20 protein-coding genes and 1 tRNA gene are annotated in these 25,157 nt (G+C 59.6%); 5 read left to right on the top strand and 16 right to left on the bottom strand.

Going from position 1 to position 25,157, the window contains the following annotated elements:
* The first annotated feature begins 77 nt into the window (after positions 1-77).
* Entirely contained in the window at positions 78-2,303 is a 2,226-nt protein-coding gene (locus F1529_RS08380) for a TonB-dependent receptor (protein WP_370456980.1), read from the top strand.
* A gap of 241 nt (positions 2,304-2,544) precedes the next feature.
* On the opposite strand, the gene F1529_RS08375 is transcribed toward F1529_RS08380, so the two are convergent.
* The 5 genes from F1529_RS08375 to F1529_RS08355 form a co-directional block, all read right to left on the bottom strand.
* Positions 2,545-2,629 (bottom strand) — tRNA-Leu (locus F1529_RS08375).
* Between the two features lie 53 nt (positions 2,630-2,682).
* On the bottom strand, positions 2,683-3,369 hold the full coding sequence (locus tag F1529_RS08370; protein WP_007148466.1) for a hypothetical protein: 687 nt from the start codon (positions 3,367-3,369) through the stop codon (positions 2,683-2,685).
* A 97-nt stretch (positions 3,370-3,466) separates the two neighbouring features.
* A complete protein-coding gene (locus F1529_RS08365; RefSeq protein ID WP_007150951.1) occupies positions 3,467-4,327 on the bottom strand; it encodes a hypothetical protein in 861 nt (286 codons plus the stop codon).
* 108 nt (positions 4,328-4,435) lie between these two features.
* Positions 4,436-4,996 (bottom strand): hypothetical protein, encoded by a 561-nt coding sequence (locus F1529_RS08360; RefSeq protein ID WP_007151403.1) that lies wholly within the window; start codon positions 4,994-4,996, stop codon positions 4,436-4,438.
* A gap of 189 nt (positions 4,997-5,185) precedes the next feature.
* Complete coding sequence (locus tag F1529_RS08355) at positions 5,186-5,773, bottom strand: superoxide dismutase (protein WP_007151159.1); 588 nt, start codon at positions 5,771-5,773, stop codon at positions 5,186-5,188.
* A 331-nt stretch (positions 5,774-6,104) separates the two neighbouring features.
* Between F1529_RS08355 and F1529_RS08350 the strand changes: the two genes are divergently transcribed.
* Together F1529_RS08350 and F1529_RS08345 are read left to right on the top strand one after the other, a co-directional pair.
* Complete coding sequence (locus tag F1529_RS08350) at positions 6,105-7,286, top strand: acetyl-CoA C-acyltransferase (RefSeq protein WP_155133682.1); 1,182 nt, start codon at positions 6,105-6,107, stop codon at positions 7,284-7,286.
* A 394-nt stretch (positions 7,287-7,680) separates the two neighbouring features.
* A complete protein-coding gene (locus tag F1529_RS08345; RefSeq protein ID WP_155133679.1) occupies positions 7,681-9,489 on the top strand; it encodes a beta-ketoacyl synthase in 1,809 nt (602 codons plus the stop codon).
* 119 nt (positions 9,490-9,608) lie between these two features.
* Here the strand turns inward: F1529_RS08345 and F1529_RS08340 are convergent, their stop codons facing one another.
* Positions 9,609-12,230: a DUF6351 family protein gene (locus F1529_RS08340; RefSeq protein ID WP_155133676.1), complete on the bottom strand. Its 2,622-nt coding sequence runs from the start codon at positions 12,228-12,230 to the stop codon at positions 9,609-9,611.
* A gap of 283 nt (positions 12,231-12,513) precedes the next feature.
* Between F1529_RS08340 and F1529_RS08335 the strand changes: the two genes are divergently transcribed.
* Positions 12,514-13,950 carry a phospholipase D family protein gene (locus F1529_RS08335; protein ID WP_155133673.1) on the top strand — a complete coding sequence of 479 codons (1,437 nt, stop codon included), beginning with the start codon at positions 12,514-12,516 and terminating at the stop codon, positions 13,948-13,950.
* Between the two features lie 164 nt (positions 13,951-14,114).
* On the opposite strand, the gene F1529_RS08330 is transcribed toward F1529_RS08335, so the two are convergent.
* From F1529_RS08330 to F1529_RS08315, 4 genes are all read right to left on the bottom strand, one after another.
* Positions 14,115-14,417: a hypothetical protein gene (locus F1529_RS08330; protein WP_007148785.1), complete on the bottom strand. Its 303-nt coding sequence runs from the start codon at positions 14,415-14,417 to the stop codon at positions 14,115-14,117.
* An 18-nt stretch (positions 14,418-14,435) separates the two neighbouring features.
* Positions 14,436-14,825: an MmcQ/YjbR family DNA-binding protein gene (locus F1529_RS08325; protein WP_155133670.1), complete on the bottom strand. Its 390-nt coding sequence runs from the start codon at positions 14,823-14,825 to the stop codon at positions 14,436-14,438.
* A gap of 122 nt (positions 14,826-14,947) precedes the next feature.
* The gene (gene prfC, locus F1529_RS08320) at positions 14,948-16,537 is read right to left on the bottom strand and encodes a peptide chain release factor 3 (protein WP_370456979.1); all 1,590 of its coding nucleotides are present in this window, start codon (positions 16,535-16,537) and stop codon (positions 14,948-14,950) included.
* A 58-nt stretch (positions 16,538-16,595) separates the two neighbouring features.
* Positions 16,596-16,931, bottom strand: coding sequence for a DUF2834 domain-containing protein (locus F1529_RS08315; RefSeq protein WP_007149769.1), 336 nt, complete (start codon positions 16,929-16,931; stop codon positions 16,596-16,598).
* A 146-nt stretch (positions 16,932-17,077) separates the two neighbouring features.
* Between F1529_RS08315 and F1529_RS08310 the strand changes: the two genes are divergently transcribed.
* Positions 17,078-17,503 carry a hypothetical protein gene (locus tag F1529_RS08310; protein WP_050760175.1) on the top strand — a complete coding sequence of 142 codons (426 nt, stop codon included), beginning with the start codon at positions 17,078-17,080 and terminating at the stop codon, positions 17,501-17,503.
* A gap of 316 nt (positions 17,504-17,819) precedes the next feature.
* Here the strand turns inward: F1529_RS08310 and rimI are convergent, their stop codons facing one another.
* The 6 genes from rimI to groL all read right to left on the bottom strand — a co-directional run bounded on the left by rimI (position 17,820) and on the right by groL (position 25,072).
* The gene (rimI, locus tag F1529_RS08305) at positions 17,820-18,293 is read right to left on the bottom strand and encodes a ribosomal protein S18-alanine N-acetyltransferase (RefSeq protein ID WP_155133664.1); all 474 of its coding nucleotides are present in this window, start codon (positions 18,291-18,293) and stop codon (positions 17,820-17,822) included.
* Positions 18,283-19,077 carry a hypothetical protein gene (locus tag F1529_RS08300; protein ID WP_155133661.1) on the bottom strand — a complete coding sequence of 265 codons (795 nt, stop codon included), beginning with the start codon at positions 19,075-19,077 and terminating at the stop codon, positions 18,283-18,285. Before F1529_RS08300 ends, rimI begins: the two co-directional genes overlap by 11 nt.
* A gap of 109 nt (positions 19,078-19,186) precedes the next feature.
* The gene (locus F1529_RS08295; RefSeq protein WP_155133658.1) at positions 19,187-20,734 is read right to left on the bottom strand and encodes a 2-isopropylmalate synthase; all 1,548 of its coding nucleotides are present in this window, start codon (positions 20,732-20,734) and stop codon (positions 19,187-19,189) included.
* A 98-nt stretch (positions 20,735-20,832) separates the two neighbouring features.
* A complete protein-coding gene (locus F1529_RS08290; RefSeq protein ID WP_155133655.1) occupies positions 20,833-22,497 on the bottom strand; it encodes a DUF3592 domain-containing protein in 1,665 nt (554 codons plus the stop codon).
* Between the two features lie 16 nt (positions 22,498-22,513).
* Positions 22,514-23,122 (bottom strand): rhombosortase, encoded by a 609-nt coding sequence (rrtA, locus tag F1529_RS08285; protein ID WP_155133652.1) that lies wholly within the window; start codon positions 23,120-23,122, stop codon positions 22,514-22,516.
* Positions 23,123-23,425: 303 nt separating this feature from the next.
* Positions 23,426-25,072 carry a chaperonin GroEL gene (groL, locus tag F1529_RS08280; protein WP_155133649.1) on the bottom strand — a complete coding sequence of 549 codons (1,647 nt, stop codon included), beginning with the start codon at positions 25,070-25,072 and terminating at the stop codon, positions 23,426-23,428.
* Between the last annotated feature and the right edge of the window lie 85 nt (positions 25,073-25,157).

The raw sequence follows: 25,157 nt of genomic DNA, 5'->3' as shown, positions 1-25,157 counted from the left end.
TTTGCAGGGCGCTATTCGATATATCAGTAAGTCCCGACAAAAAGGGGCACCACAATCCTGATAATACTGGAGTGACCGTGAGCCGTTACCAACCTGCCCGACCCGCATTGCGGGCAATGACACTGCGCCTTGCCATGGGCCTGACCTTTCCCCTCGCCCTGACCCTGACTCTTCCTGCCCAGGCAGAAACCGGCCAGCAGCAATACAATATCGCGGCCGGGCCCCTGAATACCGTCCTGACCCGCTTTGCCACTGCCTCCGGCACCCTGATTGCCGGAGATATCCAGCTGGCCGCAGGCAAACAGAGCCTGGGCCTGCAGGGCAGCTACACCCCGGCCCAGGGTCTGAGCCAGATCCTCGCCGGCACCGGCCTGGTGGCAAAGGCACAGCCGGATGGATCGTTTTCACTGGCCAAAGCCAACAACAGCGTTTCCACGTTGGAGCCGGTTAACGTCAGTGCGACCAATGGTGACAACCTGCAGAATATTCTTGATTACGACTACAGCGATATTTCACGACAGCAGCCCCAGGACACCAAGGACCTGTTCAAGAACGAGGCCTCGGTTTCTGTGGGCGGCTCCATACCGGTCAACGAAAAGGTCTATGTGCGCGGTGTGGAAGAAACCGCCATGCTGGTCACCGTGGATGGCGCCCGGCAGAACAACAAGGTGTTCCACCACAACGCCACCAACCTGATTGACCCTTCTCTTCTGAAGTCCGCCAGTGCCGCCGCCGGCGTAGCCTCTGCCGATGACGGCCCCGGCGCACTGGGCGGCGCACTGAAATACGAAACCGTGGACGTGGCCGATATGCTCGCCCCTGGTGATAACCTGGGTGGCTTCCTGAACGGCCGCTATGCCTCCAATGGCGATGCCGTCACCACGGCCGGCTCCCTGTTCGGTCGCAGTAACGGTTTCGAAGCACTGGGTTATGTGAAGCAGGTAGAGGGCAATCACTACGAAGATGCCAACGGCGATAACGTGCCCTACACCGAGCCCGGGTTGCTCAGCGGCCTGGCCAAGCTGGCCTACGAGAATGGCGACATCGGCCGAATCGAACTGAGCCACGAAGTGGTCAACGACGATTCCGAGCGCCCCTATCGAGCCAATTTTTCCGGCCTCACCGCCGGGCGTCCCGTACCGGCATCGCGCAACTATGACCTGACCCGCCAGAACACCGTGCTCGGTTACAGCCGCTTGAAAGGCAGTGGCCTGTGGAACCCGGAAGTGACTCTCGCCAATAACGAGACCGAGCTGGTCACCAGCGAAAACCCGCTGGCCACCCCCAACACCACCGTGGAATACACCGGCATCACCGAAAGCGTCTCGGCCACCGCCAAAAACACCTTCCACACCGGTTTCGTGGATATCACTGCCGGCATGGACTACTACGATGACAGCGCCCTGTTCCAGTACGCGGGAGATCCGGACCTGGAAGAAAAAGCCGAAAACACCGGCGCATTCGTGCAGTTCCGCCAAACGCTGTTCCAGCGCCTGGACCTGTCCTACGGCCTGCGTTATGACCAGCAGGATTTCACCGGCACCGATGACTCCAGCCATGAAGACGAAGGCACCAGCAGCAACGTCTTCGCCGAATTTCATTTCAACGAACACTTTGCCATCAATGCCGGTTACGCGGATGTCTGGGGTGGCACTGCGCTGGCCGAGAACTTTATTCTCAACGGCGCCTGGGTTTATAACGACATGAAACCGGTGCAGTCCCACAACCACACCGTGGGGTTCAAGGCTAACTGGAACGGTTTCTTCGTCGAAGCGAATCAGTTCGAAACCGGCCTGCGCGATGCGCGCGTGCCCACCTATGGCGGTGGCCCGGATCTGTTCTCGGACTTTGATATCAACGGCTTCGATACCACCGTTGGTTACCGTGCCGATCTGGGCCGACTGGCAGTGACCTATGCCGATATCGAATCCAAAATGGATGACGAATTTGCCACTTCTTACGACGGCAACTATTTCACCGTGCCGCTGGGTGAACAGGTGGCCATCAGCGGTGAACTCTACTGGCCGAACACACAATGGGCCCTGGGCCTGACCACGGAAATCGCCCTGGAGAATGATGACCTGGAGTCCCGTGGCCTTGGGGAAAAGCAGGACAGTTACACCGTGGTCGATGTGTACGTGAACTACACCCCCATCGATGCCCTGTCCCTGCGCCTGTCAGTGGACAACCTGAACAACGAGGAATACACCGAGCGCGCCAGCTATGGCCAGGAATTCGCCACTGTGGAACCCCTGCTGGAACCGGGCCGCTCCATCAACATGGATGTTCGCTACAACTTCTAGTGCCTGTGCAATGGAGAACCCTCGGTTCTCCACCACCCGGCGGGATGCCATTGGCATACCCGCCCTGCTCAGTCATAAAGCCCAGAATTTTTCTGGCATAAATCAGCAAGCGGCGGAATAACGGCTGGCGTATCCAGGAGCTCCATGCCACCGACAGTATTGCGACACTTGAGCATATTTTTTACAGGGAGAGAAAACGCAAAAGGCCGCAACAGGAAACTGTTGCGGCCTTTCTTTGTGATGGTGCGCCAGGAAGGACTTGAACCTTCACACCTCTCGGCACCAGAACCTAAATCTGGCGTGTCTACCAATTCCACCACTGGCGCAGTGGGCGGCTATTCTAGCAGGCTATCGGCTAATTACCAGCCCCGCCAGCCGGTTAACCGCCCTGCAGAATGCGGTAAAGCGCCTGCAGATCCTGATCGATTTTGCTGACCCGGTTTTGCAGCGTACTCAACCGGGAATTATCCTGCTGTGACACTGGCTGCACGACCGGCTGCACCTGTGGCCGCGTATTCGCCAACGCACTCACTCGCGACGACAACGCCTTGACGCTGACACCCAACCCATCCAGACGTTTCTCCAGTGCCACTGTCGCCTCGCCGTTATCAGCGCTGTTCAATTTGGCCACCGCCACGGTGAGCCCACGGACCTTGGCGCTCAACTGGCGCAGGTCATCACGCACCGACGCAGCCACATCAGCGGATGTTCCGGCAGAGGCCCGCGGCGCCGTTGAGGAACGGGAGGTCTGTTCTGCCAGCTCCGCAGCGAGCTGATAGTACTGTTGCCGCACCTCGCTCAGTTCACGGTTGGCGGCTCGCTGGCCCAGCCACAACGCCACCGCCAGGACAACCGCGACCATACCCAACGCCAGGGATAGCCAGAGCAGCCCGGAGCGCCCTCCTTCGGACATGTTGACCGGCCTCTGCCGGGGCGGGGAAATAAACGGGGCGGACTCGGTATCGGGCGATGGCGCCGGCGGCGCAACCGCCAACACATCCTGGTTCAAGCCCTGCAACCGGTTTGCCTTACTTTCCGATAACGGGCTATGCGGCATCTTGGCCATGGCAAAACGCTCTTCTTGATTATTGTTTATTCACATTGAAGTCGGCAGTGAGCCTGCCTCTCCCCCCGGAGAATCCAGCCCACTGCCGGTTAGCCAATCAACGCCCTTCCAGTGAATCCAGACGGCTGTTGACCTGCAGCCGGTAGGCATCAAACGCCGCCACCGCCGCTTCCACATCATCCACACGGGAATCCAGTGTCGAAATCTTGCTCTGGGCTTTTTCCACCTTGTCCAAACCGTTTTTCAGGTTGGCTTGCTGGCGCTCAAGCTGCTTGATGCTGTCCACCAGCACTTCCACCCGGGTCTGCATTTGCCCGATCTGGCTCTGCCACTGATCGCTGCTTTTGTTCACAGCCGCCACAGCACTTTCCACCTGCTTTTTCAGCGCAGCGGCATCGGTGCTGATGCTTTTTAATTTACCATCCACACCGGCCTGCCCTTTTTTCACTTCTTTCACCGAAGACGACAGCGTGTTCAGCGCTTTTTTCTGTTCTGCAATGGCCGCTTTATTCCGCTTGTTGCTTAGATCCCACAACTTGCGAATTTCATCCTCATTGGCTTCCAGCTTCTTGCCGTGGGACTGAACCGTATCCAGCAGCTTGCCGGAGGACTGGTTGAGGCTTTCATCGGTCGCTGACAAACGGGATTGAAGGTTGCCCATTTTTTCGCTGGATTCCGTCAGCCGATTATCCAGCTGCGCCTGCAGGCCCGTCACCTGCTTATTGAACCAGACGCCCAACACGGCAATCAGTACCACCAGCACCAGGCAGGCCGCCATCCAGCCACCATTGCCGCCACCGGACGATGCCAGTTTCTGCGGTTTCGGCGCCGGCTTGCCGCCGCCGGGAGGCGCTTTTTTGCCATTGCCACCCGACGCCGCACGGGACGTGTTGGCTCGGGGTTCATCAACAGTAACCTCATTCAGGTCACCGAGATTGACTTCACGATCTCGCGTCATTCCAAAATCCTAATCCAGAGCCTCGGTTAATATGTTGCCAAGGTTCACACCAAAATACCGTTTACGGTCTCTACTTTTCGTTCAACCGATGTGCTGTCAGCCGCCGTATCACTTGTCCACTACGGCCTTATCGAATAGCGGTTGCTCAGTGGCGAAATAAATCATTTCACCCAGTTCATGTTTGCCTTCTTCATTTTTCACCAAGGGCAAAAAAATCACCCACGGCCGAACGTTACGGTGGTCCACTTCTGCCCACACACCCACGATTGTTTCGTCATTATCGTTGGTGATTTCATGGAGCCGAAAAAGGGCCATCAGGTCCACATCCGGTTGCTCATTGCCAATGGCGCGCAACTTGCCAAACAATGCCCGCGCCCATTCATCAGCCGGTGGCGCATCCTCTTTTTCGCCCGAATAGCCCACCGCTTGTACCGTTTCGCCAGACCGGATCAAGCCAAACGGGTACATGCCCCCGGAACGCTGAATTGCCTGCAAGGCCTGGCGGATACCCGCTTCGGCCAGGGCATCCATGGCCTGTTGTTCCGGGCTTTTTGCTGCTTCGTCAGCGCTCTTTGTTTGCGCTGCTTTTGTGTCACTGGCCTGCTCGGCAGCCATGGCCGGGTTCGCCCACAGCCCGGCAAGTAACATCACCAATCCAATAAAACGCATACAACACCTTGTTATTGTCATCATTATCCCGGGATTTGACCGTCATCCGGCCAACAAGATCCCGAGCTTGTCGGACGCTACCAAACTTACCCTTCTGCCGCCATAAAGACACAAAAAAGGCCGCAAAAGCGGCCTTTTTCATTGCCTGAACGGTCCCAGCGATGGGCCATCAGGCTTATGCAGCCCGGTTTAGGCAGCAAAGTTGCTGGCTGCGAAATCCCAGTTGATCAGATTCCAGATGGATTCCAGATACTTGGGACGGGCATTGCGGTAGTCCACATAGTAAGCGTGCTCCCACACGTCCACGGTGAACAGCGGGGCCTGACCCTTGCCATGAGCAATCGGGGTGTCCGCATCGTCAGTGTTGACGATTTCCAGGCTGCCATCGCTGTTCTTCACCAGCCAGGTCCAGCCGGAACCGAAGTTACCGGTTGCCTTGGCGTTGAACTGGTTCTTGAACTCGTCGAAAGAACCGAACGCCTTGTCGATGGCTGCGCCCAGATCACCACTGGGAGCGCCGCCGCCGTTGGGGCTCAGGCTGTTCCAGTAAAAAGTGTGGTTCCAAACCTGCGCTGCCTGGTTGAACAGACCGCCTTCGGCGCTCTTGATGATTTCTTCCAGGGATTTGCCTTCGTTGTCGGTGCCGGCAACCATGTCGTTCAGCTTGGTCACGTAAGCGTTGTGGTGCTTGCCGTGGTGGTACTCAAGCGTTTCGGCAGAAATATGCGGTTCCAGTGCATTTTTCTCGAACGGAAGCGGCGGTAATTCAAAAGCCATAATTTGTCCCCTGACATCATGTTGTCCCATTGCTCACTGCAACGGGCCGAAATTCCCCGCAGACAACCTGCCGGTGGCCTGCGGCCAAACGATAATAACAAGCTACCGGTCGTGATCTCTACTGCGGGTACTGGCAGGTAAGGCATTGCCTTTCACTATCATAGACAAAACCTATCAATCGCCAGCGGCCCCCGTGACCGGCAGGTCCTTGTCAGATGGGGCGCAATGCCCTTGTTTCAAGTACAATGCGCCCCAATTTTTACGTTCCGCGGCGTTTCTTTTTCGTCTTGTGCGGTTTAGAGCGCCTTCAACTGTTTGGCAGGAGAAAAGCATGTCTGATGATGCAGTCGTCATTGTAAACGGTGCCCGCACCGCCATGGGCGGTTTCCAGGGTTCCCTGTCCGCTGTCAGCGCCCCGGAACTGGGTGCCGCGTCCATTCGTGAAGCGGTCGCTCGCGCCGGTCTGAAAGCCGAGGACGTGCAGGAAGTCATCATGGGCTGTGTACTGCCCGCCGGCCTGAAACAGGGCCCCGCTCGCCAGGCCATGCGTCTGGCCGGCCTGCCGGACAGCACCGGTGCCACCACCATCAACAAGCTGTGTGGCTCCGGCATGAAGGCCACCATGTTCGCCTACGATTCCATCAAGGCCGGCACCAACGACATCGTCGTGTCTGGCGGCATGGAATCCATGACCAACGCCCCCTACATACTGGAAAAAGCCCGTGCCGGCATGCGCATGGGCCATGGTCAGGTCATGGATCACATGTTCCTGGACGGTCTCGAAGATGCGGAAACCGGCCGCCTGATGGGCTCCTTTGCCCAGGAAGTGGCCGACAAGCGCAGCATCACCCGCGAAGACATGGACAACTACGCCATCGAATCCCTGAATCGTGCCAATGCCGCCGTTGAAAACGGCTGGTTCAAGGACGAAATCGTGCCGGTGACCGTGAAGACCCGTAAAGGCGAAGTGGTTGTCGACACCGACGAGCAACCGGGCAACGCCAAGATCGACAAGATCCCCACCTTGCGGCCTGCGTTTGCCAAAGACGGCACCGTCACCGCCGCCAACGCCAGCTCCATCTCCGATGGTGGCTCAGCGCTGGTACTGGCTCGCGAATCCGTGGCCAATGAGCGCGGCCTGAAGCCGCTGGCCCGCATCCTCGCCCACGCCACCAACAGCAAGCACCCCAGCGAATTCACCATTGCCCCCATCGGTGCCACCGAAGCGGTGATGAAGAAGGTGGGCTGGAGCGTGGACGATGTGGATCTGTTCGAAATCAACGAAGCCTTCGCCATGGTGGCGATGATGCCGATGATCGATCTGGGCATCCCCCACGAGAAAGTGAACATCCACGGCGGCGCCTGTGCCCTGGGTCACCCGGTGGGCTCCACCGGCTCGCGCATCATCCTGACCCTGATCCACGCGCTCAAGCGCACCGGCGGCAAACGCGGTGTGGCCAGCCTGTGTATCGGCGGCGGTGAAGCCACCGCGGTAGCTGTCGAGCTGCTGTAATACGCTCAACGCTTGATGCCAGACCAAACGGGGCCTTCGGGCCCCGTTTTTTGTTGGCTGCGCCCCATTTCCCGCCCTCTGTAGGAGCACCTCTTGAGGTGCGAACCAAGCGGAGCGAGGCGGCAGAGGAGTGTAATCATTTAGAATGACCTGTCGGGTCCTGAAATTTCTGATCACCCTTCGGGCGATTTCCGCGCAAGCGCGGTTCGCACCTCGAGAGGTGCTCCTACAGCAGCTTCGTAGCTACCCGGCCCCGAAACATCCGCTTTCACTTTCAAATTCTGTTGCACTTTCCTGACCGGATTCGCCCTCTGTCGTATACGCAAACCCGGATTTCACCTGTACCCTGACCGGCTAGTCACCGTTTTGGGTTGGGCACAAGCCCGGGAGCACCATGTCAGTATTACCCGTTATTACCGCCATGGGCGGCGTCAATGCAGCCGGCCGCAGTGCCCAGCATTTCGCTTTTCAGCGGCTTGTTTTCGATGCCCTGGATCACGCCCGACAGAGCGACACGCTGAATGCGCTGTCCCGCCTCACCGGCAATGACAGCGAGACCGTGCTGGCCCGCACCCTGATCCGGGCGCTCCCCGACAGCCACCAGCTTCACGCCGCCCTCGCCGGCACCAGCGACGCCCCCATCACGCTGGAAATGCGCAATATGGACCTGCCAGACAGCCTGCCCCCGGGCTGGCAGGTCAGCGCCGTGGACAAGCGCCGCAGCCGCGTCACCCTGCCTGCCGGGCTGGGGCTACGGGTGCCCCACGACACCCCGCGCCGGGTCAGCGCCGCCGGGCAATTACCGGACGGTTTTGACCCCGGCGCGCTCTACGCCTCCCGTAACCATCCCCGCGCGCTGCAAATGGCCATTTTTGGCATCAGTGATGCGCTGGGTGATCTGGGCATGGACTGGGCGCAGGTCGCCGCCCGGGTTCGCCCGGATCAGGTGGCCGTGTATGCCAGCAATGCCATGTCGCAGATGGATGACAACGGCCTGGGCGGCGTCATGCGCTTCCCGCCCAACGGCCAGCGCATCACCTCCAAACAGGTGCCGCTGGGACTGGGGGAAATGACCGCCGACTTTCTCAATGCCTATGTGCTGCACTCCGTCGGCACCACCGGTGGCATGCTGGGCGCCTGCGCCACCTTCCTCTACAACCTGGAAAAAGGCGTCCACGCCATTCGTAACGGCCGGGTGCGGGTCGCCATTGTGGGCACCAGCGAAGCCCCCCTGGTACCAGAAATCATGGAAGGGTACCGGGCCATGGGCGCACTGGCCGAAGACCAGGCGCTGGCCGCCCTGGACGGTACCGCCAGCGCCGACCTGAACCGGGCCTGCCGCCCCTTCTCGGATAACTGTGGCTTCACCATGGCGGAATCCGCCCAGTTCACGGTGCTGATGGACGATGCCCTGGCGCTGGAGCTGGGGGCCGATATTCTCGGCGCCGTGCCGGATGTGTTCATCCATGCGGATGGTGGCAAAAAATCCATATCGGCTCCCGGCGTGGGCAACTACCTGACTGTGGGCAAGGCTGCGGCCCTCACCCGCCAGCTGATCGGCGAAAAGGGCCTGCGCGAGCACAGCTTTGTGCACGCCCACGGTACCGGTACGCCGCAGAACCGGATCACCGAATCCGTGATTCTGGAGCGTACCGCCAAGGCTTTCGGGATTGAGCACTGGCCGGTGGTCGCCATCAAGGCCTATGTGGGGCACTCCCTGGGCAGTGCCGGGGGCGACCAGCTGTCGGCCACGCTGGGCAGTTTTGCCCAGGGCTGGCTGCCGGGCATTCGCACCGTGGACCACATTGCCGACGATGTGCACCGCGATCACCTGAATTTCTGTCTGGAGCATCAACCCCACGATGCATTGCAGGCCTCGCTGATCAATTCCAAAGGCTTCGGCGGCAATAACGCCACCGCCGTGGCGCTATCACCGACGGTCGCCGAAACCATGCTAAAACAGCGCCACGGCCAACAGGCATTCGCCGGCTGGCAGCAGCGTCGCGAGGGAGTGCGTGAAGCGAAAGCGGGTTTCCGTGACCACTGTCTGACCGAGGCACCGAAACCGGTTTACCGCTTTAACGAAGGGGTACTGGGAGATGAGCACGTCACCCTGAGTGACCAGGCGGTGCAGTTAAATAACGGCCCAGTCATGACCTTTGATGACGACAACGGCCTGGCGGCTTACCAAATCAATCTCTAACGCTGCTCGGATGGGAAAGGGTGAGTAACGAGGTACGAGTTTCGAGTTGCGAAAACCTTTCCCCGTCTTCGCAACTCGTTTCTCGACACTCGACACTCAGCATCCCCAGCCACTGAAGATCAGCGAATCTCCACCTCAAAGGCGGGCGACGCCCAGCCCTGCCTTGACGAAGGAGCATCAGCCGCCAGCGGGGCACCACCATAAATCACCTGCTGTGCATCACCGTATTGCAGCCAGGTTTCGGTGGGTGCGACACCTTCCCCGGGCTTGCTGTAATCGCATACCCCCTGCGGGAAAATCTCCGCCACCTGCTCGGCAAACCCTTGCGGGTCCAGCGCAGTGGGGTAATCCGCCGGGTCCACGGGTTTGAGCTGGCACTTGTTGGTCAGGGTTTCAATGCTGTCCCCTGCCACCGTGCGGGGTGTGCCAAAACGGGTCTGCACTACGGTCTGCTGCAGGCCCACCAAGGGATCGGTAATCGGCGATAACAAATCCGCCACGGTGCCCAGCAGATCGCCCACCACGGGGATATCGGACACCACCGGCAGTTCACTCAGGTCCAACCCGCAGACCTGACCGGTCAGCGCATCCACCACCACGCCCGCCTCTGCCGGCGCCGCCGGTAACAACGACAGGTCCAGCCCCGGCAAAATCGGGGTCGGGTACAACAGGTTACCGCTGAGCGGCACGATAGGGCCTTCCGGCCCCACCAGCGAAGACACCGACAAACAACGGTCACGGGCGTAGACCGGTTTGTGCTCACGGACTTTTTCTTCAATGCTCAATGCCGAGGCGTCCGCTTCAATTTGCGACAGCCACAAATCCATCACCAATAGCGCCTCGGTGGTATAAACCGTATCGCCAAACAATGGCGCCGGACCGTACCAGATCACCTGGTTGTCCGCGTGCCCCTGGGTCTTTTCCAGGCGGGCCCGCATCTGCCAGGAGTGATAGGCATCGTGGGCGATCCCCGGGTCCGGGCCGCGCAGATCAATAATCGGTACATTGGCCAGGTGCTCGGCGGTGTTAATGGCACCGGTGCGGTAAGCATTGTGCAGCGCCTGACTATCGGCCACGGTGCGCTCCGGCTGATAGTCGATATCCACATTAAAGCCGCCAATTTCACGGTTCACTGTCAGGAACTGGTCACCGGTGATCACACCACTCTGCAGCGCCCGCAGGCCATATTGAACGCCCACGTTATCCAGCGGAATGCCCCCGAATCCCCGCGACAGCAATTGTTCGTTCGCAGACCACACTTCTGGCGAACGCAGCCCAAACTGGGACTTCATGTAATCCAGCAAGCCACAACGCAATCCATCCGGAGCGTCCTGGGCGTCATAGACGGTCACCCCGTCCTCCAGACCCGGGCAGCTTTCCTGGTCAGGATAGGCTGCCGGGAAAAAGGCCAGATCCGAAATCAGCGGATTCAACGGCAGATGGCCATAGAACGCGGACCATTGCGCAGCGGGAATCACCCCGGAACTCAACAACCGGGTGACCACATCCTGGAAGCCTTGCGGGTCGGAAGGCAGCTGATTGCCGAAATACTGGCTAAGCAAATTGTAATCGGCGAACTGGGTGGCCGTGGTCCACACATCCGGGTAGGAGCACTGCACGATCATGCCTTGATAAATGCCCGGATACGCATTAGCCACATGCTGCTGGGTGATGGAACCACCGGAACACCCCGTACCAATGGTGTAACGAATTTCACCGTACTGCTCGACGATGCGCTCCTTGCCCATCATCAGCGATTCCGCCGCCGTCACCAGATTGCCGTTATGTCCCAGGTTACCCTGGGCGGTGGAGAGGGTCATGAAACCGCGTCCCAGCGCCGTGGTGATACTGTCACCCAGCAACAGCTCGGCGCCTTCCGGGGCCGTACCGGCGATATCACCTCGGGGAGGGTTACCCATGCCATAGCTCACGCCCACGTTACCGCCGTGGTGAATCAGCAATTTGCCGTTCCACTGGGGCTGCGGGTTCAGCGCGGTCCAGGGTTGATCCGGTTGGTACAGGGTCATGATCAGGTAGCGATCCCGGTTCTGCACGCCCTCTTCCATGCGCACGATAAAGGGCACCTCCACACCTGCATCCGTGGTGATCCGGGCAATGGCCTCCTGGGCCGGTGGATTGGCCAGGTCGTAAGGTTGAAAGGCGCCGGGAATCCCCGGGTTCTCTGGATCAAAATTGGTCAGCAAATTCTGCAATTTGTCGGCGGGCACATACTTGAAGCTGTACTCAGCCGGCTGGTTGCACTGGGCATCCACCGCCGCCGCATTGGTGCATTGCCAGGGCTGAATCTGCGGCCCGGAAATCACCGGCCCCCCATTGGGGTGATTGATAATGATCCGTTCCAGCACGCTGTCATCCGCCAGCACCACAGTCAGCCGGTTGTTGCCCAGCGCCAGGCCATTGATCAGGCCTTTCAGGGTACCGGCGTCAGTAGCCGTCAGTTGGTCGGTGACGGCCCTATCCCCCAGTGTCACCACCGCGCCTTCAAGCTGGGCCGCATCAGGGGTGATCACCTCCACCAGTGCATCGCCACCGCTGATCAGGTCTGCCCGGTTGGAAAGCACCCGGATTTCACCTTCCCCGGCAATCGGCTCAGCGGGCTCATTGGGGGTGGGCTCGGCAGGGGGGGTGCTGGTCACCGGCACCGACGATGAGCCGCCCCCGCCACAGGCGGTGAGCAAAAGGGTCAGGGTGACAGGCATGACAAACGCAGGCATTTTCATCGCAGGCTCCTCCCCGGGCGGCAACCGCTGGCGCGCCGGGATCAGCGTGGACCGCTGATTGTTCTTGTTAAGATCCGCACAATCCGCACGGGTAGACCTTGATTGTCAGAGAGATCCCGGCGCCACACTGTTGCGGTACGGTGGTGCCATAGTTACCGGCATGGCGGCATTCTTTTCAGAATGTTGCACGAATGTGCCACCCAATGAGAAAGGAATGGCTGGACCGAATGGCGCACACCTCATTAGCTGATAAGGTAGCCCCATCGAATGCACAGGACTGCCTATGACCCGCCTGAAACTCGCCCTGCTGATGCTGGTCGCACTGACCGCCAGCACCGCCCTCTGGCACCGCTACAAGCCGCTTCCTCCGGGACTGAACGTGCAAGGGGAAACCCATGCGGTGTACGGGCTCAAATTGCTGGTAGACGATACTTGGGAAAGCGGCAACGGTGGCGAAACCACGCGGCTTAGCCGGCAACATATCTTCGACGAATTCTTCCGGTTAATCGGTCAGGCGGAAAAACTCATCGTGGTCGACATGTTCCTGTTCAACGATTTTCAGGGCACCGCCAGCGAGACCGAACGGGCATTGTCCAGCGAGCTCACCAACGCCTTGCTGGCTCGACGCGCCAGCCACCCGGCCATGCCAATCGTGGTCATCACCGACCCCATCAATACGCTTTATGGCGGGCTCCACAGCAAGCACCTTACGCGCCTGAAGAAAGCCGGCGTCACCGTCGTCACTACGCCTTTGCCGGCACTGCGCGATTCCAACCCCAGTTGGTCCGGCCTGTGGCGGGTGTGCTGTCAGTGGCTGGGCAACAACCCGGACAAGGGCTGGCTGTCCAATCCCATGGGGCCGGGACAGGTACCCCTTCGCAGCTACCTGACGCTGCTGAACTTCAAGGCCAATCACCGCAAGACCCTGGTGGTGGACGAAGGTGAACACTGGACCGGCCTGGTCACCTCCGCCAATGCCCACGATGGCAGCAGCGCCCACAGCAATATCGGCCTACGCTTTCAAGGCAATGCGGTCAAAGACCTGCTGGCCAGTGAACTGGCTGTCGCAGAGCTGACCGCCACCCGACTGCCCACACTACCCACCTTGCCAACACAACCGGCTGACCCGGCCGCCGACGCACGCCTGCAACTGCTCACCGAAGGCGCCATTCGTGATGCCTTGCTCGCTACCCTCAACCACAGCCAGGCCGGCGACCAGATTGATGTGTCCGTGTTCTATCTGTCCCATCGCCCGCTGATGAAGGCCCTGCTCGCGGCACAGCAACGGGGCGTACAACTGCGTGTCCTGCTGGATCCCAACAAGGATGCCTTCGGGCGTGAAAAGAACGGGATTCCCAACCGCCAGGTGGGGAGTGAATTGCACAACGCCGGCATCCCGGTGCGCTGGTGCAACACCCAGGGTGAACAATGCCATACCAAAATGCTGCTGCGCCGCAGCGCCAACAGCGCCGAACTGATCCTCGGCTCCGCCAACTACACCCGGCGTAATCTGGACAACCTGAATCTGGAGAGCAGCGTGCGGCTGATCGCCGCCCCCGACCACCCCATCATGCAACAGGCCGGCGACACCTTCGAACGGCGCTGGGAAAACCGTTACAACGAAAAACACAGCACCGACTATGCGGTGTATGCGGATGACTCGGTGTGGAAGTACTGGCTGTATCGAGGGATGGAATTCAGCGGCTGGAGCAGTTTTTAGGGATAGACGCCGTAGGAGCGCCACTTGAGGCGCGAACGCTTAGGTCCGAGTTGCGAGAAACGAGGCACGAGAGAAAAAAGCTTTTCGAAACTCAAACCTCGTCCCTCACTCCTAATGCAATTCGGGTGCAAGCACGTTCTACAGTGGCAATAAAACGCTGGGGGTTATTCTGTCGCCGGAGATTCTTTCACTGGCCGATTGCGATGCCAGTCCAGGCCGGCGACAGCGCCGTTGATCAGCCAGGCCGCAGCCACCAGACCGCCCGCCATGGGCCAGCCCCAGCTTTGTGGCAACAACTCCGTGCCGGGAACAAACAACAAGAACAGTAGCGTTTCCAGCAGCGCCAGCAACACCGGCGCCACCAAACGAGCCGGGTAATGCAGCTCCACACCCAACCAACGCAAGCCCGCCGCGCCCATGGTCAGGCCTAGCCAGATAATAATAATGCCACCGATGACTACTGCCATTGCCGTCTCCCTGCCTGTTCAGTTCTGTCCGCCATAGAGCGCTTCGCGGCCGTGGCGCACTTCCATGCCTTCGCGCACTTTTTTTGGCAAACCACCCACCACCAACGCGAAGGAATGATCGATCATGCGCTGGATTTCCCCTTCAGGAATGGAACCATCCAGTTTGATCGTATTCCAGTGTTTCTTGTTCATGTGATAGCCGGGCAGCACGGCGGTAAAGATATCCCGCAGCGCCAGGGCCTGATCCGGATCGCACTTCAGATTCATGCGCCCTTCACCGCTCTCTTGGCCCAGCGTTGCGAACATCTTGTCGCGCACTTTCATCACCGCCACATCCGGGCCAAAAGGATAATCCTCCATCGCTTCGGGCTTGCCGAGAAGATATTGGCGAGCGGTATCGACATCCATGTCCACCTCGTTTCAAATGCGGGTTCCATTGCCCGACCCGCAGTAAAACGGCCATGTTTAGCATGGGTCAGGTTCTTCGATTTTCGCTGTTAACTATTCACTGTTAACTATTAACTGCCTTCTCATATTTCCCGGGTTTCGCGGAAACGAATGTCCGGGTGACGTTCCTGGGCCAGTTGCAGGTTAACCCGCGTGGGTGCCAGGTACGTCAGGTGCCCGGCACCGTCACGGGACAGATTGTCATAGGCCTTGCGTTCAAAGGCGGACAGCTCTTTATCGCTCTCGGCTTCCACCCAGCGAGCCGTGGCCACACTGACCGGCTCATAACGGCAATCCACCCCGTATTCGCCTTTCAACCGCGCCGCCACCACATCGAACTGCAGGGTACCCACCGCACCAAGAATCACATCGTTATTGCGCAGCGGGAAGAACACCTGGGTAGCACCTTCTTCTGCCAGCTGGGTCAGGCCCTTGTGCAACTGCTTGCTCTTGAGCGGGTCGTTGAGCACCACCCGCTGGAACAGTTCCGGAGCGAAGTGCGGAATGCCGGTAAAGGCCAGCTCTTCACCTTCGGTGAAAGTATCGCCGATCTGAATGGTGCCATGGTTATGCAGCCCGATAATGTCACCGGAGAAGGCTTCTTCCACATTATCCCGCTCACCGGCCAGGAACGTCAGGGCATCGGGAATGCGCACATCCTTCCCGGTCCGCACCTGCTTGAGCTTGATACCCTTTCGGTAGGTGCCGGAACAAATGCGCATGAATGCAATGCGATCCCGGTGGCGGGGGTCCATATTGGCCTGAATCTTGAACACAAAGCCCGTCATCTTGGGCTCATCGGCCGCCACGGTGCGAGCCGTCGCATCGCGGGGCTGGGGTGGCGGCGCCCACTGCACCAGACCATCGAGCATATGATCGACACCGAAGTTGCCCAGCGCGGTACCGAAGAAAACCGGAGTCAGTTTGCCGGCCAGGAAACGCTCCAGATCGAACTCGTGGCTGGCACCCTGCACCAGCTCCAGGGTATCGCGCAGCTCCTCGGCGTAGTCAGCCCCCACGGCCTCATCCAGTTCGGGATTGCCGAGCCCTTTGACCTCACGCACGTCCTGTACGGTGTGGCCCTGACCGGTCTTGTACAACACGGTGGTGTCAGTGAGCAGGTTGTAGACACCCTTGAAGCTCTTGCCCATGCCAATGGGCCAGGTGATCGGCGCGCACTCGATATTCAGCACGTCCTCGATTTCATCGAGCACGTCGATGCCATCGCGCACATCCCGATCCAGCTTGTTGATGAAGGTAAGAATCGGCGTGTCACGCAGACGGCACACTTCCATCAGCTTGACGGTCCGTTGCTCCACACCCTTGGCGGCGTCGATAACCATCAATGCCGAGTCCACCGCGGTGAGGGTGCGGTAGGTATCTTCAGAGAAGTCCGCGTGGCCGGGGGTATCCAGCAGGTTGACCGTGGCGTCCTTGTAGGGGAATTGCATCACCGAGGTGGTCACGGAAATGCCCCGCTCCTTCTCCATCTCCATCCAGTCGGAGGTGGCGTGCTTGCCGGACTTCTTGCCTTTCACGGTGCCTGCGCTCTGAATCAGGTTTCCGTACAGCAACAGCTTTTCGGTAATAGTGGTTTTACCGGCGTCCGGGTGCGAAATGATCGCGAAGGTGCGGCGCTTGGCCACCTGGTCTTGCAGGCTCATGGTGCTCAATCTCTGACTGGGTATTTCGAGGGCGCGAGTATAACAGCCTTCGCGGCCTCATTTCCCGTCAGACCAGCCCGGAACCCTTCAGTTGCCGCTGGCGCATCAGCAGGTACAGGGCAAAGCCCACCGCAACCCCGGGAACCACGCCCAGCAACAAGGCCAGCCAGCCGCCGCGCACCTGATAGCGCTGGCGCTCAAACAGCACCCAGATCGCCAGAATCACCCAGCACAGGATGACATCGGTGGCGTAGCCAGCCGCATAAGGGTTGACGAAACCGCCAGCGGCGGCAGCCAGTATATCCGGGTTGGCCATGAGCGGCGGGATGACCAGCACCGCAAAAGCGCCGCAAAAGATCAGCGCCACCATGATCAGCAAACGACGAAACAGGCTTTCGGACATGGGCAATCCCTCCTTGGGTAAGTTTTTCTGTTCCCCTATCGTTGGCATTAATCGACCCGCTGTCCAGTAGCTAACAATGGCGCCATTGGGTCAGCGGCTAAAGCGGTGCTAGAGTGACCGCTCCTCTTTTCAATCAGGACACAGCCATGTCTGCCACCCTTCGTTGCGTTCACATTGTGACAGCCCTGCTCGCCCTTACCCTGTTGAGCGCCTGTAGCCGTAGCCCCGATGCCGGCGATGCCCAGAAAGCCCTGGAAGCGGAAATGCGTAACGCCCATCTGGATGGATTGCTGGAAGTCACCGATGTGGAAAAGCACAACGGTTACGAGGATGGCGATGGCCGCTACACCGTGGAAGTCAGCTACAGCCTGGAGGCCCAGGAAGACCTGGAGGGCTATACCAACCAGGTAAAAGGGAACGAGGAACTCTCCGGCCTGGACCGGTTCGCCATGATCATGGCGCTGAGCGCGTTGCGGGTGGAACACGGCAATTTCAAGAAAGGCGACACCTTCCAGCGCCAACGGGTCATCCACTTCCGGGATACGGAAAAGGGCTGGATGCCGTTGGAATAGGAAGCCGCTGCAGGCTTCACGCTACACGCGGCAACGCGGTTTGGGGATGGTGCCGTACGACGGCCGCCCTGCCCGCGGAATTCAGTTGAAAGTTCAAAGTGAAAAGTTGAAAAGGAAAACCGGGGGTCGGACCACGCCGTTGGCTCCAGGGAACCGCTGAAACCTGCCGAGCTCAGATATCCCTGATCGCTCTCCTGGCGATGGCCTCGCTGCGCGAGGTTCGTCCCCTGGAAGGGAACTCCTACAGCAGCTGCGTAGAAACCACTGCGGGTCACGGCACTTTGCCTCCTTGCTTACCTTTTTTCGCAGAGTGTAATTATTTATGCCCCGAGGCCAGCAGGCACTGCATCAGTACCGCATCCTCGTGGCCATCGCCCCGGCGGTAATAGTTTTTGCGGATGCCGGAAACCGTGAAATCCAGTGACTCATACAGCGCCCGGGCACTGTGATTGCCTTCCCGCACTTCCAGGTAGATCACACTCATGGCATCGCGGCGGGCCGCGTCTATGGCCTGCTCCAATAATCGACGGGCCAGACCCTGACGCTGGCGAGCAGGGGCCACGGCGATATTGAGCACATGGGTTTCATCAAGAATTCGCGACATAATCAGAAACGCCGCTGGCTGCCCCTCAACCTCCACCACCTGACACAGATAATGGGCGTTGCCGAGGCAATCGAGAAAGTGACTACGGCTCCAGGGGGTCAACTGCGCCGCCGTTTCAATGGCCAGCACCGCCTCCAGGTCTACCTCCTGCATGGCCCGAATCGGGCCGGCATCATCAAACGCCATCGTAGCCGTGGGCCTGCATGGCTTGCCAGCTGGCTTTCTTGTGCTGCACCGGGTCTGCCAGCATTTCTGCCAGGCTGCTGATCACCAGTGCCGGCAACCGTCCCAGCTCGAAAGGCTGGTAACGGGGCTGTTCAAACAGGGCCTCGGCCACCGTTTCCGGCAGACATAACAGCACCCGTTCTCCGCCGCTCTGCTCGCTGAGGCCGGCCACAAAGGCGGACAAGGCCTGGGCGGCTTCGTGCGCCGGCATGGGTTGCTCTGTGAGAGGGCAGAAGAAACGACGCGGGCGCTGCGCACGCCCCTGAAACAGCGCCAACAGGTTGGCCATCAACGGGGCTTCGAAACGCCCCAGCCCCGGAGCCTGGCTGTCTTCCTGGGCACACAGCAACCAAGTGGTGCCACCCAAGTGGGCTTCCAGCGTAAAGGTCAGCCCTTTCACTTTCGCCTTGGCTGGTGCAGGGGCCTCCTCCTTCGCCTGCTCTTGGGCAGGTGCCACGGAACGGGCCGATGGCGCTTTCGCCAATGCATCGGCTGCCGATGCCTCAGGTGCATGCTCGGCCGGGTTGGATTCAGCGGCGGCCAAGGGAACATCGACAGGAGCTTCAGGCTCCCGGGACGGCACCGCCACATCAACAGCAGGCCCTGCCGATGCAGGAGCATTAGCCTGCTCTTCCTCCGGCCAGTCCAATGCCGGTGACGGCGCCGCCCCGGGCAAAGCCACGCGGGCCACCCAGGGCGTCAGCCCCATGGCCTTGAGATAACTCTGCCGCTGCGCTTCGTTCATTGAGCACCTCCGGTGCCGCCAGACGCCGGACGCACCACGCACCACGCAAGAAGAGCACCACCGACTCTCTTACCGTCAGGCCTCAGGCATCCGGCGTCAGGCAGTTTCTTCATACATCCGCCGCTTGAGGGTGGGCTCGTTCCACGCCGGCTGCGAAGTGATTCAAGGCGTTGAGGTAGGCCTTGGCCGATGCGGTAATGATGTCCACATCCGCGCCATGGCCGTTGACGATACGGCCGCCCTTCTCCAGGCGCACGGTCACTTCCCCCTGACTGTCGGTGCCCGCAGTAATCGCGTTAACCGAATACAGTTGCAGGGCCGTGTGGCTGTCCGCCAGCGTTTCAATCGCCTTGAAGGCGGCATCGACTGGACCGGCACCCGTGGCGGTAGCGTCCTGTTCAACACCATCAATGGACATCACAATGCGGGCCTGCGGGGTTTCACCCGTGCGCGCGCTGGCTTCCAGCAACACCAGCTTGAAGCGCTCCTGCTCCACCGCCCGTTTGGTGTCGCTGACCAGCGCCTGCAGATCCTCGTCGAACACTTCGTGTTTCTTGTCCGCCAGGTCCTTGAAGCGCAAAAAAGCTTCGTTCATGGCCGCTTCAGACGCAAACACGATGCCCAGCTCGTCCAGCCGGGCCCGGAACGCGGCACGGCCGGAATGCTTGCCCAGCACCATGCGGTTTGTGTGCCAGCCCACATCTTCGGCGGACATGATCTCGTAGGTCTCGCGGTGCTTGAGCACCCCGTCTTGGTGGATGCCGGATTCATGGGCGAAAGCGTTGGCGCCGACGATGGCCTTGTTCGGCTGCACCGGGAAGCCGGTAATCTGCGACACCATTTTCGAGGTGGGCACAATTTCCCGGGCATTAATGCCGGTATCTACATTGAACAGGTCCTGACGGGTTTGCACCGCCATCACAATCTCTTCCAAAGAGGCGTTGCCGGCCCGTTCGCCCAGCCCGTTGATGGTACATTCCACCTGCCGCGCCCCGGCCTGCACCGCCGCCAGGGAATTGGCCACTGCCAGCCCCAGATCGTTATGGCAATGCACGGAGAAGACCGCCTTGTCCGCATTGGGAATGCGCGTGAGCAGCTGGCTGATGGTGTCGCCGAATTGCTCGGGAATGGCATAGCCCACGGTGTCCGGAATATTGATCGTACGCGCGCCGGCATCAATCACCGCTTCGATAATACGGCACAGGAAGTCGATCTCGGAGCGGCCCGCATCTTCACAGGAAAACTCCACGTCACCCATATGGTTGCGCGCGTGCTTGACCGCCGCCACCGCGTGTTCGATGACCTGATCCGGCTCCAGCCGCAACTTGTGCTGCATATGAATCGGGCTGGTGGCGATAAAGGTATGAATCCGCCCGGATTCGGCCCCGGCCAGTGCTTCCGCCGCCCGGTCGATATCCGCCGCCTTGGCACGGGCCAGGGAACAGATGGTGGATTCACGCACGGTATCGGCAATGGCTTTTACGGACCGAAAATCCCCCTGGCTGGCGATGGCAAAGCCGGCTTCGATCACATCCACCCGCATGCGTTCCAGCGCCCGGGCGATACGCAGTTTTTCATCCTGGTCCATGGTGGCACCGGGACTCTGCTCACCGTCACGCAGGGTGGTATCAAAAATAATCAGGCGGTCTTTGCTCATGGGATCTCTCGCACATTATCGGGGGACTGGATCACCCCTTTTCACCGCAGGAGCACGCTTACACGCTCCTGCGTTTCAAGTTCAGACTGGCGAACAGTTTACACCAGTCGCAGGGTGCGCAGCACGGCCTCACGCAAGGCGTCACCCGCTTCGCGCCCGGCGATGCCCTCAGCCAAACGGATCTTTTTGCCATCAATCTCGGCGATCAACGCCATGTACTCGGTCTGGCGGCCATTGCTGGTGCTGCTCATGCCCGTCTTCAGCACCACTTGCTCTGCCCGCAGTAACTGGCCCTTGCGGGTAAACACGGGGATTCCCAGCCAGCGACGCAGGCTGCGCACTTCGCCACCGCGAATCCACACATCCAGACCCCTGCCCAGGGTGAACACGGTAATCCCCACAATGAGATAACCAATCAGCCCGAAAATGCTGCCCATGAAGTACAACATAAAGCCTTCGCTGGCGGCGGCGATAAACAGCCCGGTGCCCACGGCGGCGAAAATGCCACCAAACACCAGCAGCGCCAGTTTCATCCCCAGGTGGCGGCCCGGACGGCTTTGCAGATGCAGGCCCTGGCTGGTCTGCTCCACCCGTATCTGTTCATTGGCGGATTCCAGTGCCTCCACCTGCCGCTCGCGCTGGTCGGCCATGACGTGGGACTCCGGCAGCCGGAAACGGCTCTCACTCTCTCCTGCCACTACCGGGATATCCCAGCTGCGTTTCAGCTTGCGATCTTCAACCATGCCCTCCAGCTCGACTCGCCAGCAGATATAATTGCGACCGCTACCGGATGACGGCGGCTGCTCCGCCGGCACATCGAAACAGAACAGGATATCGCTGCCCTGCTGGGTGGGCTGGCACAGGGCGCGCTGGTCGGTCTGCCAGAGGATGTCTTCCACGGTCTTGCGGTCTTTACCGCTACCGCTTTCGCGGCCACGGATGCAGCTCAGCCACACATCCATATCCGTCTCCCGGGGCAACGCCTTGCCCAGGTGGATGGCGCCCTCTACCTGACCGCCGGCATGGCCGGGCTCAGGATCCAGTTCCAGCGGGGTGGGGCCGAAGAACTGATAATTGCTGCGCATCTTCCAGCCCGCCCAGGCAATGCCTGCGCCCACGGCAGGAAATAACAGCACCATCAGAATCGCATAATCTCCCCCGCTGACCTTGTCCCAGACTGCCAGATAGGCCGGCGATGGCAGCAGGATGAAGATGGCGCCGAAGCCCACCAGAAACCAGTGGCCGGATTTTTCCTTGCTGTGGTACTGCCCCCCTTCTGCCAAATCCGCCTTGCCCTTGCTTCTCCGGTTGAACAGAAACATCAGGCCGCCACCCACCAAGGCAAAGACGCCGCCGAAGGCCAGGCCAAACACCAATGATCCCCAGCGCAGAGTGCGATCCAGAAAAGCCTCGGAGGGATTCGCCGGGTTGACCCAGGCCATAACAGTACGCCCCCGGGAGCGAGCGGACTCCAGCCGGCTGGCCAGACGCTGCCAGTAATCGTCGAAATTATCGCTGCCGCTGTACTGACTCACGGTGCTGCTGGAATAGCTGCGCCCGTTATAGTCATAACGGTACTGGGCGCTGACACTGTAGGTGGTGGAGCCGTCGGAATAACTGCGATTGAGCGTACTGCTAAGCACGGTGGCCGGCACCCGGTCCCAGCTTCCGGCCTGCCAGTATTGAAAGGCGGGCTTGAGCCCGACAAAGAACATCACCGCCAGGCCTGCCACCAGGAAAACGCCTGGAAACAGGATGGTCATGCACCCTGATGCTTTATTATCTTTCTGTGTTTCCTGTTCTGCGTTTTCTGCCGTATTCGACACCCGTGATTCCCCCAAACAACAACACTCCGGCCAGGGCACCGTACAGGTGGGCATTCACATAAACCCGCCCGTCGATCCAGCTACGGAGATACTCCACGTCATAGCCTGCCTGCTGCTCACTGACAATGCGCCCGGCGATCACCAGCAACACCAGTGAATGCAACCAGGGATTCCCCCGCCAGCCCTGCAGCAGGCAATAGACCAGCAAGCCATGGAGGATACCGGACAGCCCCACATAGTGCTGCAAACCGGTATCCAGAAAATACAACGCCAGCCCGGTGAGCACCCCACAAAACAGCAACCAGCTCCAGAATCGCGCACGATCAAGCAGGTCCGTGAAAAAGTAACCACACAACAGCAGGCCAGCCAGGTTCAGCAGCATATGCCAGTGATTCAGGTGCACCAGATGGCAGGTGAAAAGTCGCCACCATTGCCCCTGCTCGATCGCCCCCCGATCAAACGCCAGCCAGGGATTCACCCAGGCATGCGCCAGCCCCAACACCACCATGGCGACGACGACCAGGGCAAAGTGCGGGAGGAGTTTTCTGTCTCTGGGTTGCATGTGGTTGCCTGTCAGGGATGAAGGGGAATTATGGGAAGGGTGAGTTGAAAGTTCAAAGTGTAAAGTTGAAACGCGGGGTCGGGAAGTGCCACACGAAAACCGGCGGTGCCCGCGATTCCTCGCAAGAGCGGTGCCATGCTAAGGCGCTCTCGGCGCGGCTCAAACGCTTGTCGATTGGCACGAGTTCTAACCGCGTTTCAACTTTACACTTTGAACTTTCAACTCGCTTCTGCCCCAAAAAAGAAAACCCCGCACAAGGCGGGGTTTTCTTTAAGGCTTTCAATGGTCGAATGACCGGCTGATTTACATCATGCCGCCCATACCACCCATGCCACCCATGCCGCCCATGTCCGGGGCGCCACCAGCGGCATTTTCTTCCGGCTTGTCCGCCACCATGGCTTCGGTGGTGATCATCAGGCCGGCGATGGAAGCCGCTGCCTGCAGCGCGGAACGGGTCACCTTGGCCGGGTCCAGAATACCCATTTCCAGCATGTCGCCGTACTCGCCAGTGGCCGCGTTATAGCCGTAGTTACCTTTGCCATTGCGCACTTCCTGCACGATGACGGAGGCTTCTGCACCGGCGTTGTAAGCGATCTGGCGCAGGGGCATTTCCAGCGCACGGAAGGTCAGAGCGATACCGGCGTTCTGCTCATCGTTGTCACCCTTGATAGAGCCAACGTTGGCCAGAGCGCGCACCAGGGCAACACCACCGCCCGGTACCACACCTTCTTCTACCGCAGCACGGGTGGCGTGCAGGGCATCGTCCACACGGGCTTTCTTCTCTTTCATTTCAATTTCGGTGGCAGCACCGATCTTGATGACCGCAACACCGCCGGCCAGCTTGGCCACGCGCTCTTGCAGTTTTTCCTTGTCGTAATCAGAGGAAGAATTTTCGATTTCCTTGCGGATCTGCTCCACACGGGCGTCGATATCTGCCTGCTGGCCAGCGCCATCAACAATGGTGGTGTTGTCCTTGTCGATGTTCACTTTCTTGGCGGTACCCAGATCTTCCAGGGACGCGTTTTCCAGGCTCAGGCCCACTTCTTCGCTGATCACGGTACCGCCGGTGAGGATGGCGATGTCCTGCAGCATGGCCTTGCGACGGTCACCAAAGCCCGGCGCTTTCACGGCGGCGCACTTGATGATGCCGCGCATGTTGTTCACAACCAGAGTCGCCAGTGCTTCGCCTTCGATGTCTTCAGCGATGATCAGCAGCGGCTTGCCTGCTTTAGCCACATTTTCCAGGGCCGGCAGCAGTTCACGGATGTTGGAGATTTTCTTGTCTACCAACAGGATGTACGGGTCTTCCAGCTCGACCTGCATCTTTTCCTGATTGTTGATGAAGTACGGGCTCAGGTAACCGCGGTCAAACTGCATGCCCTCAACCACGTCCAGCTCGTTCTGCAGGGACTGGCCTTCTTCAACGGTGATAACGCCTTCCTGGCCCACTTTTTCCATGGCCTGGGCAATGATTTCACCAACAGATTTATCGGCGTTGGCGGAGATGGTGCCGACCTGCTCGATGCTCTTGGTGTTGTCACACGGAGTAGACAGCATCTTCAGCTCTTCCACCACGGCGGCCACGGCCTGGTCGATACCACGCTTCAGGTCCATGGGGTTCATGCCGGCGGTTACGGACTTGAGGCCTTCGTTTACGAATGCCTGAGCCAGTACCGTGGCAGTGGTGGTGCCGTCACCGGCTTCGTCGTTGGCCTTGGACGCGACTTCTTTCACCATCTGGGCGCCCATGTTCTCGAACTTGTCTTCCAGTTCGATTTCGCGGGCAACGGAAACGCCATCCTTGGTGATGGACGGGGCGCCGAAGGATTTTTCCAGCACCACGTTACGGCCTTTCGGGCCCAAGGTTACCTTAACGGCGTCGGCCAGAATGTTGACGCCTTTGGCCATACGTTGACGCGCTTCGTCACGGAACAAAATTTCTTTAGCCATGTTTTATATACCTCTGCGATTCTTTACCCAGTGATGGGCTGAATGCCCTTGCGGGCGTTCGATGTCTGTCTAGACCGGAAGAGTT

The sequence above is a fragment of the Alcanivorax sp. VBW004 genome, from assembly GCF_009718865.1.
Classification (GTDB): Bacteria; Pseudomonadota; Gammaproteobacteria; order Pseudomonadales; family Alcanivoracaceae; genus Alcanivorax.
The sequence above is the reverse complement of the archived record's forward strand: the minus strand, read 5'-3'. Positions and strand labels throughout refer to the sequence as shown.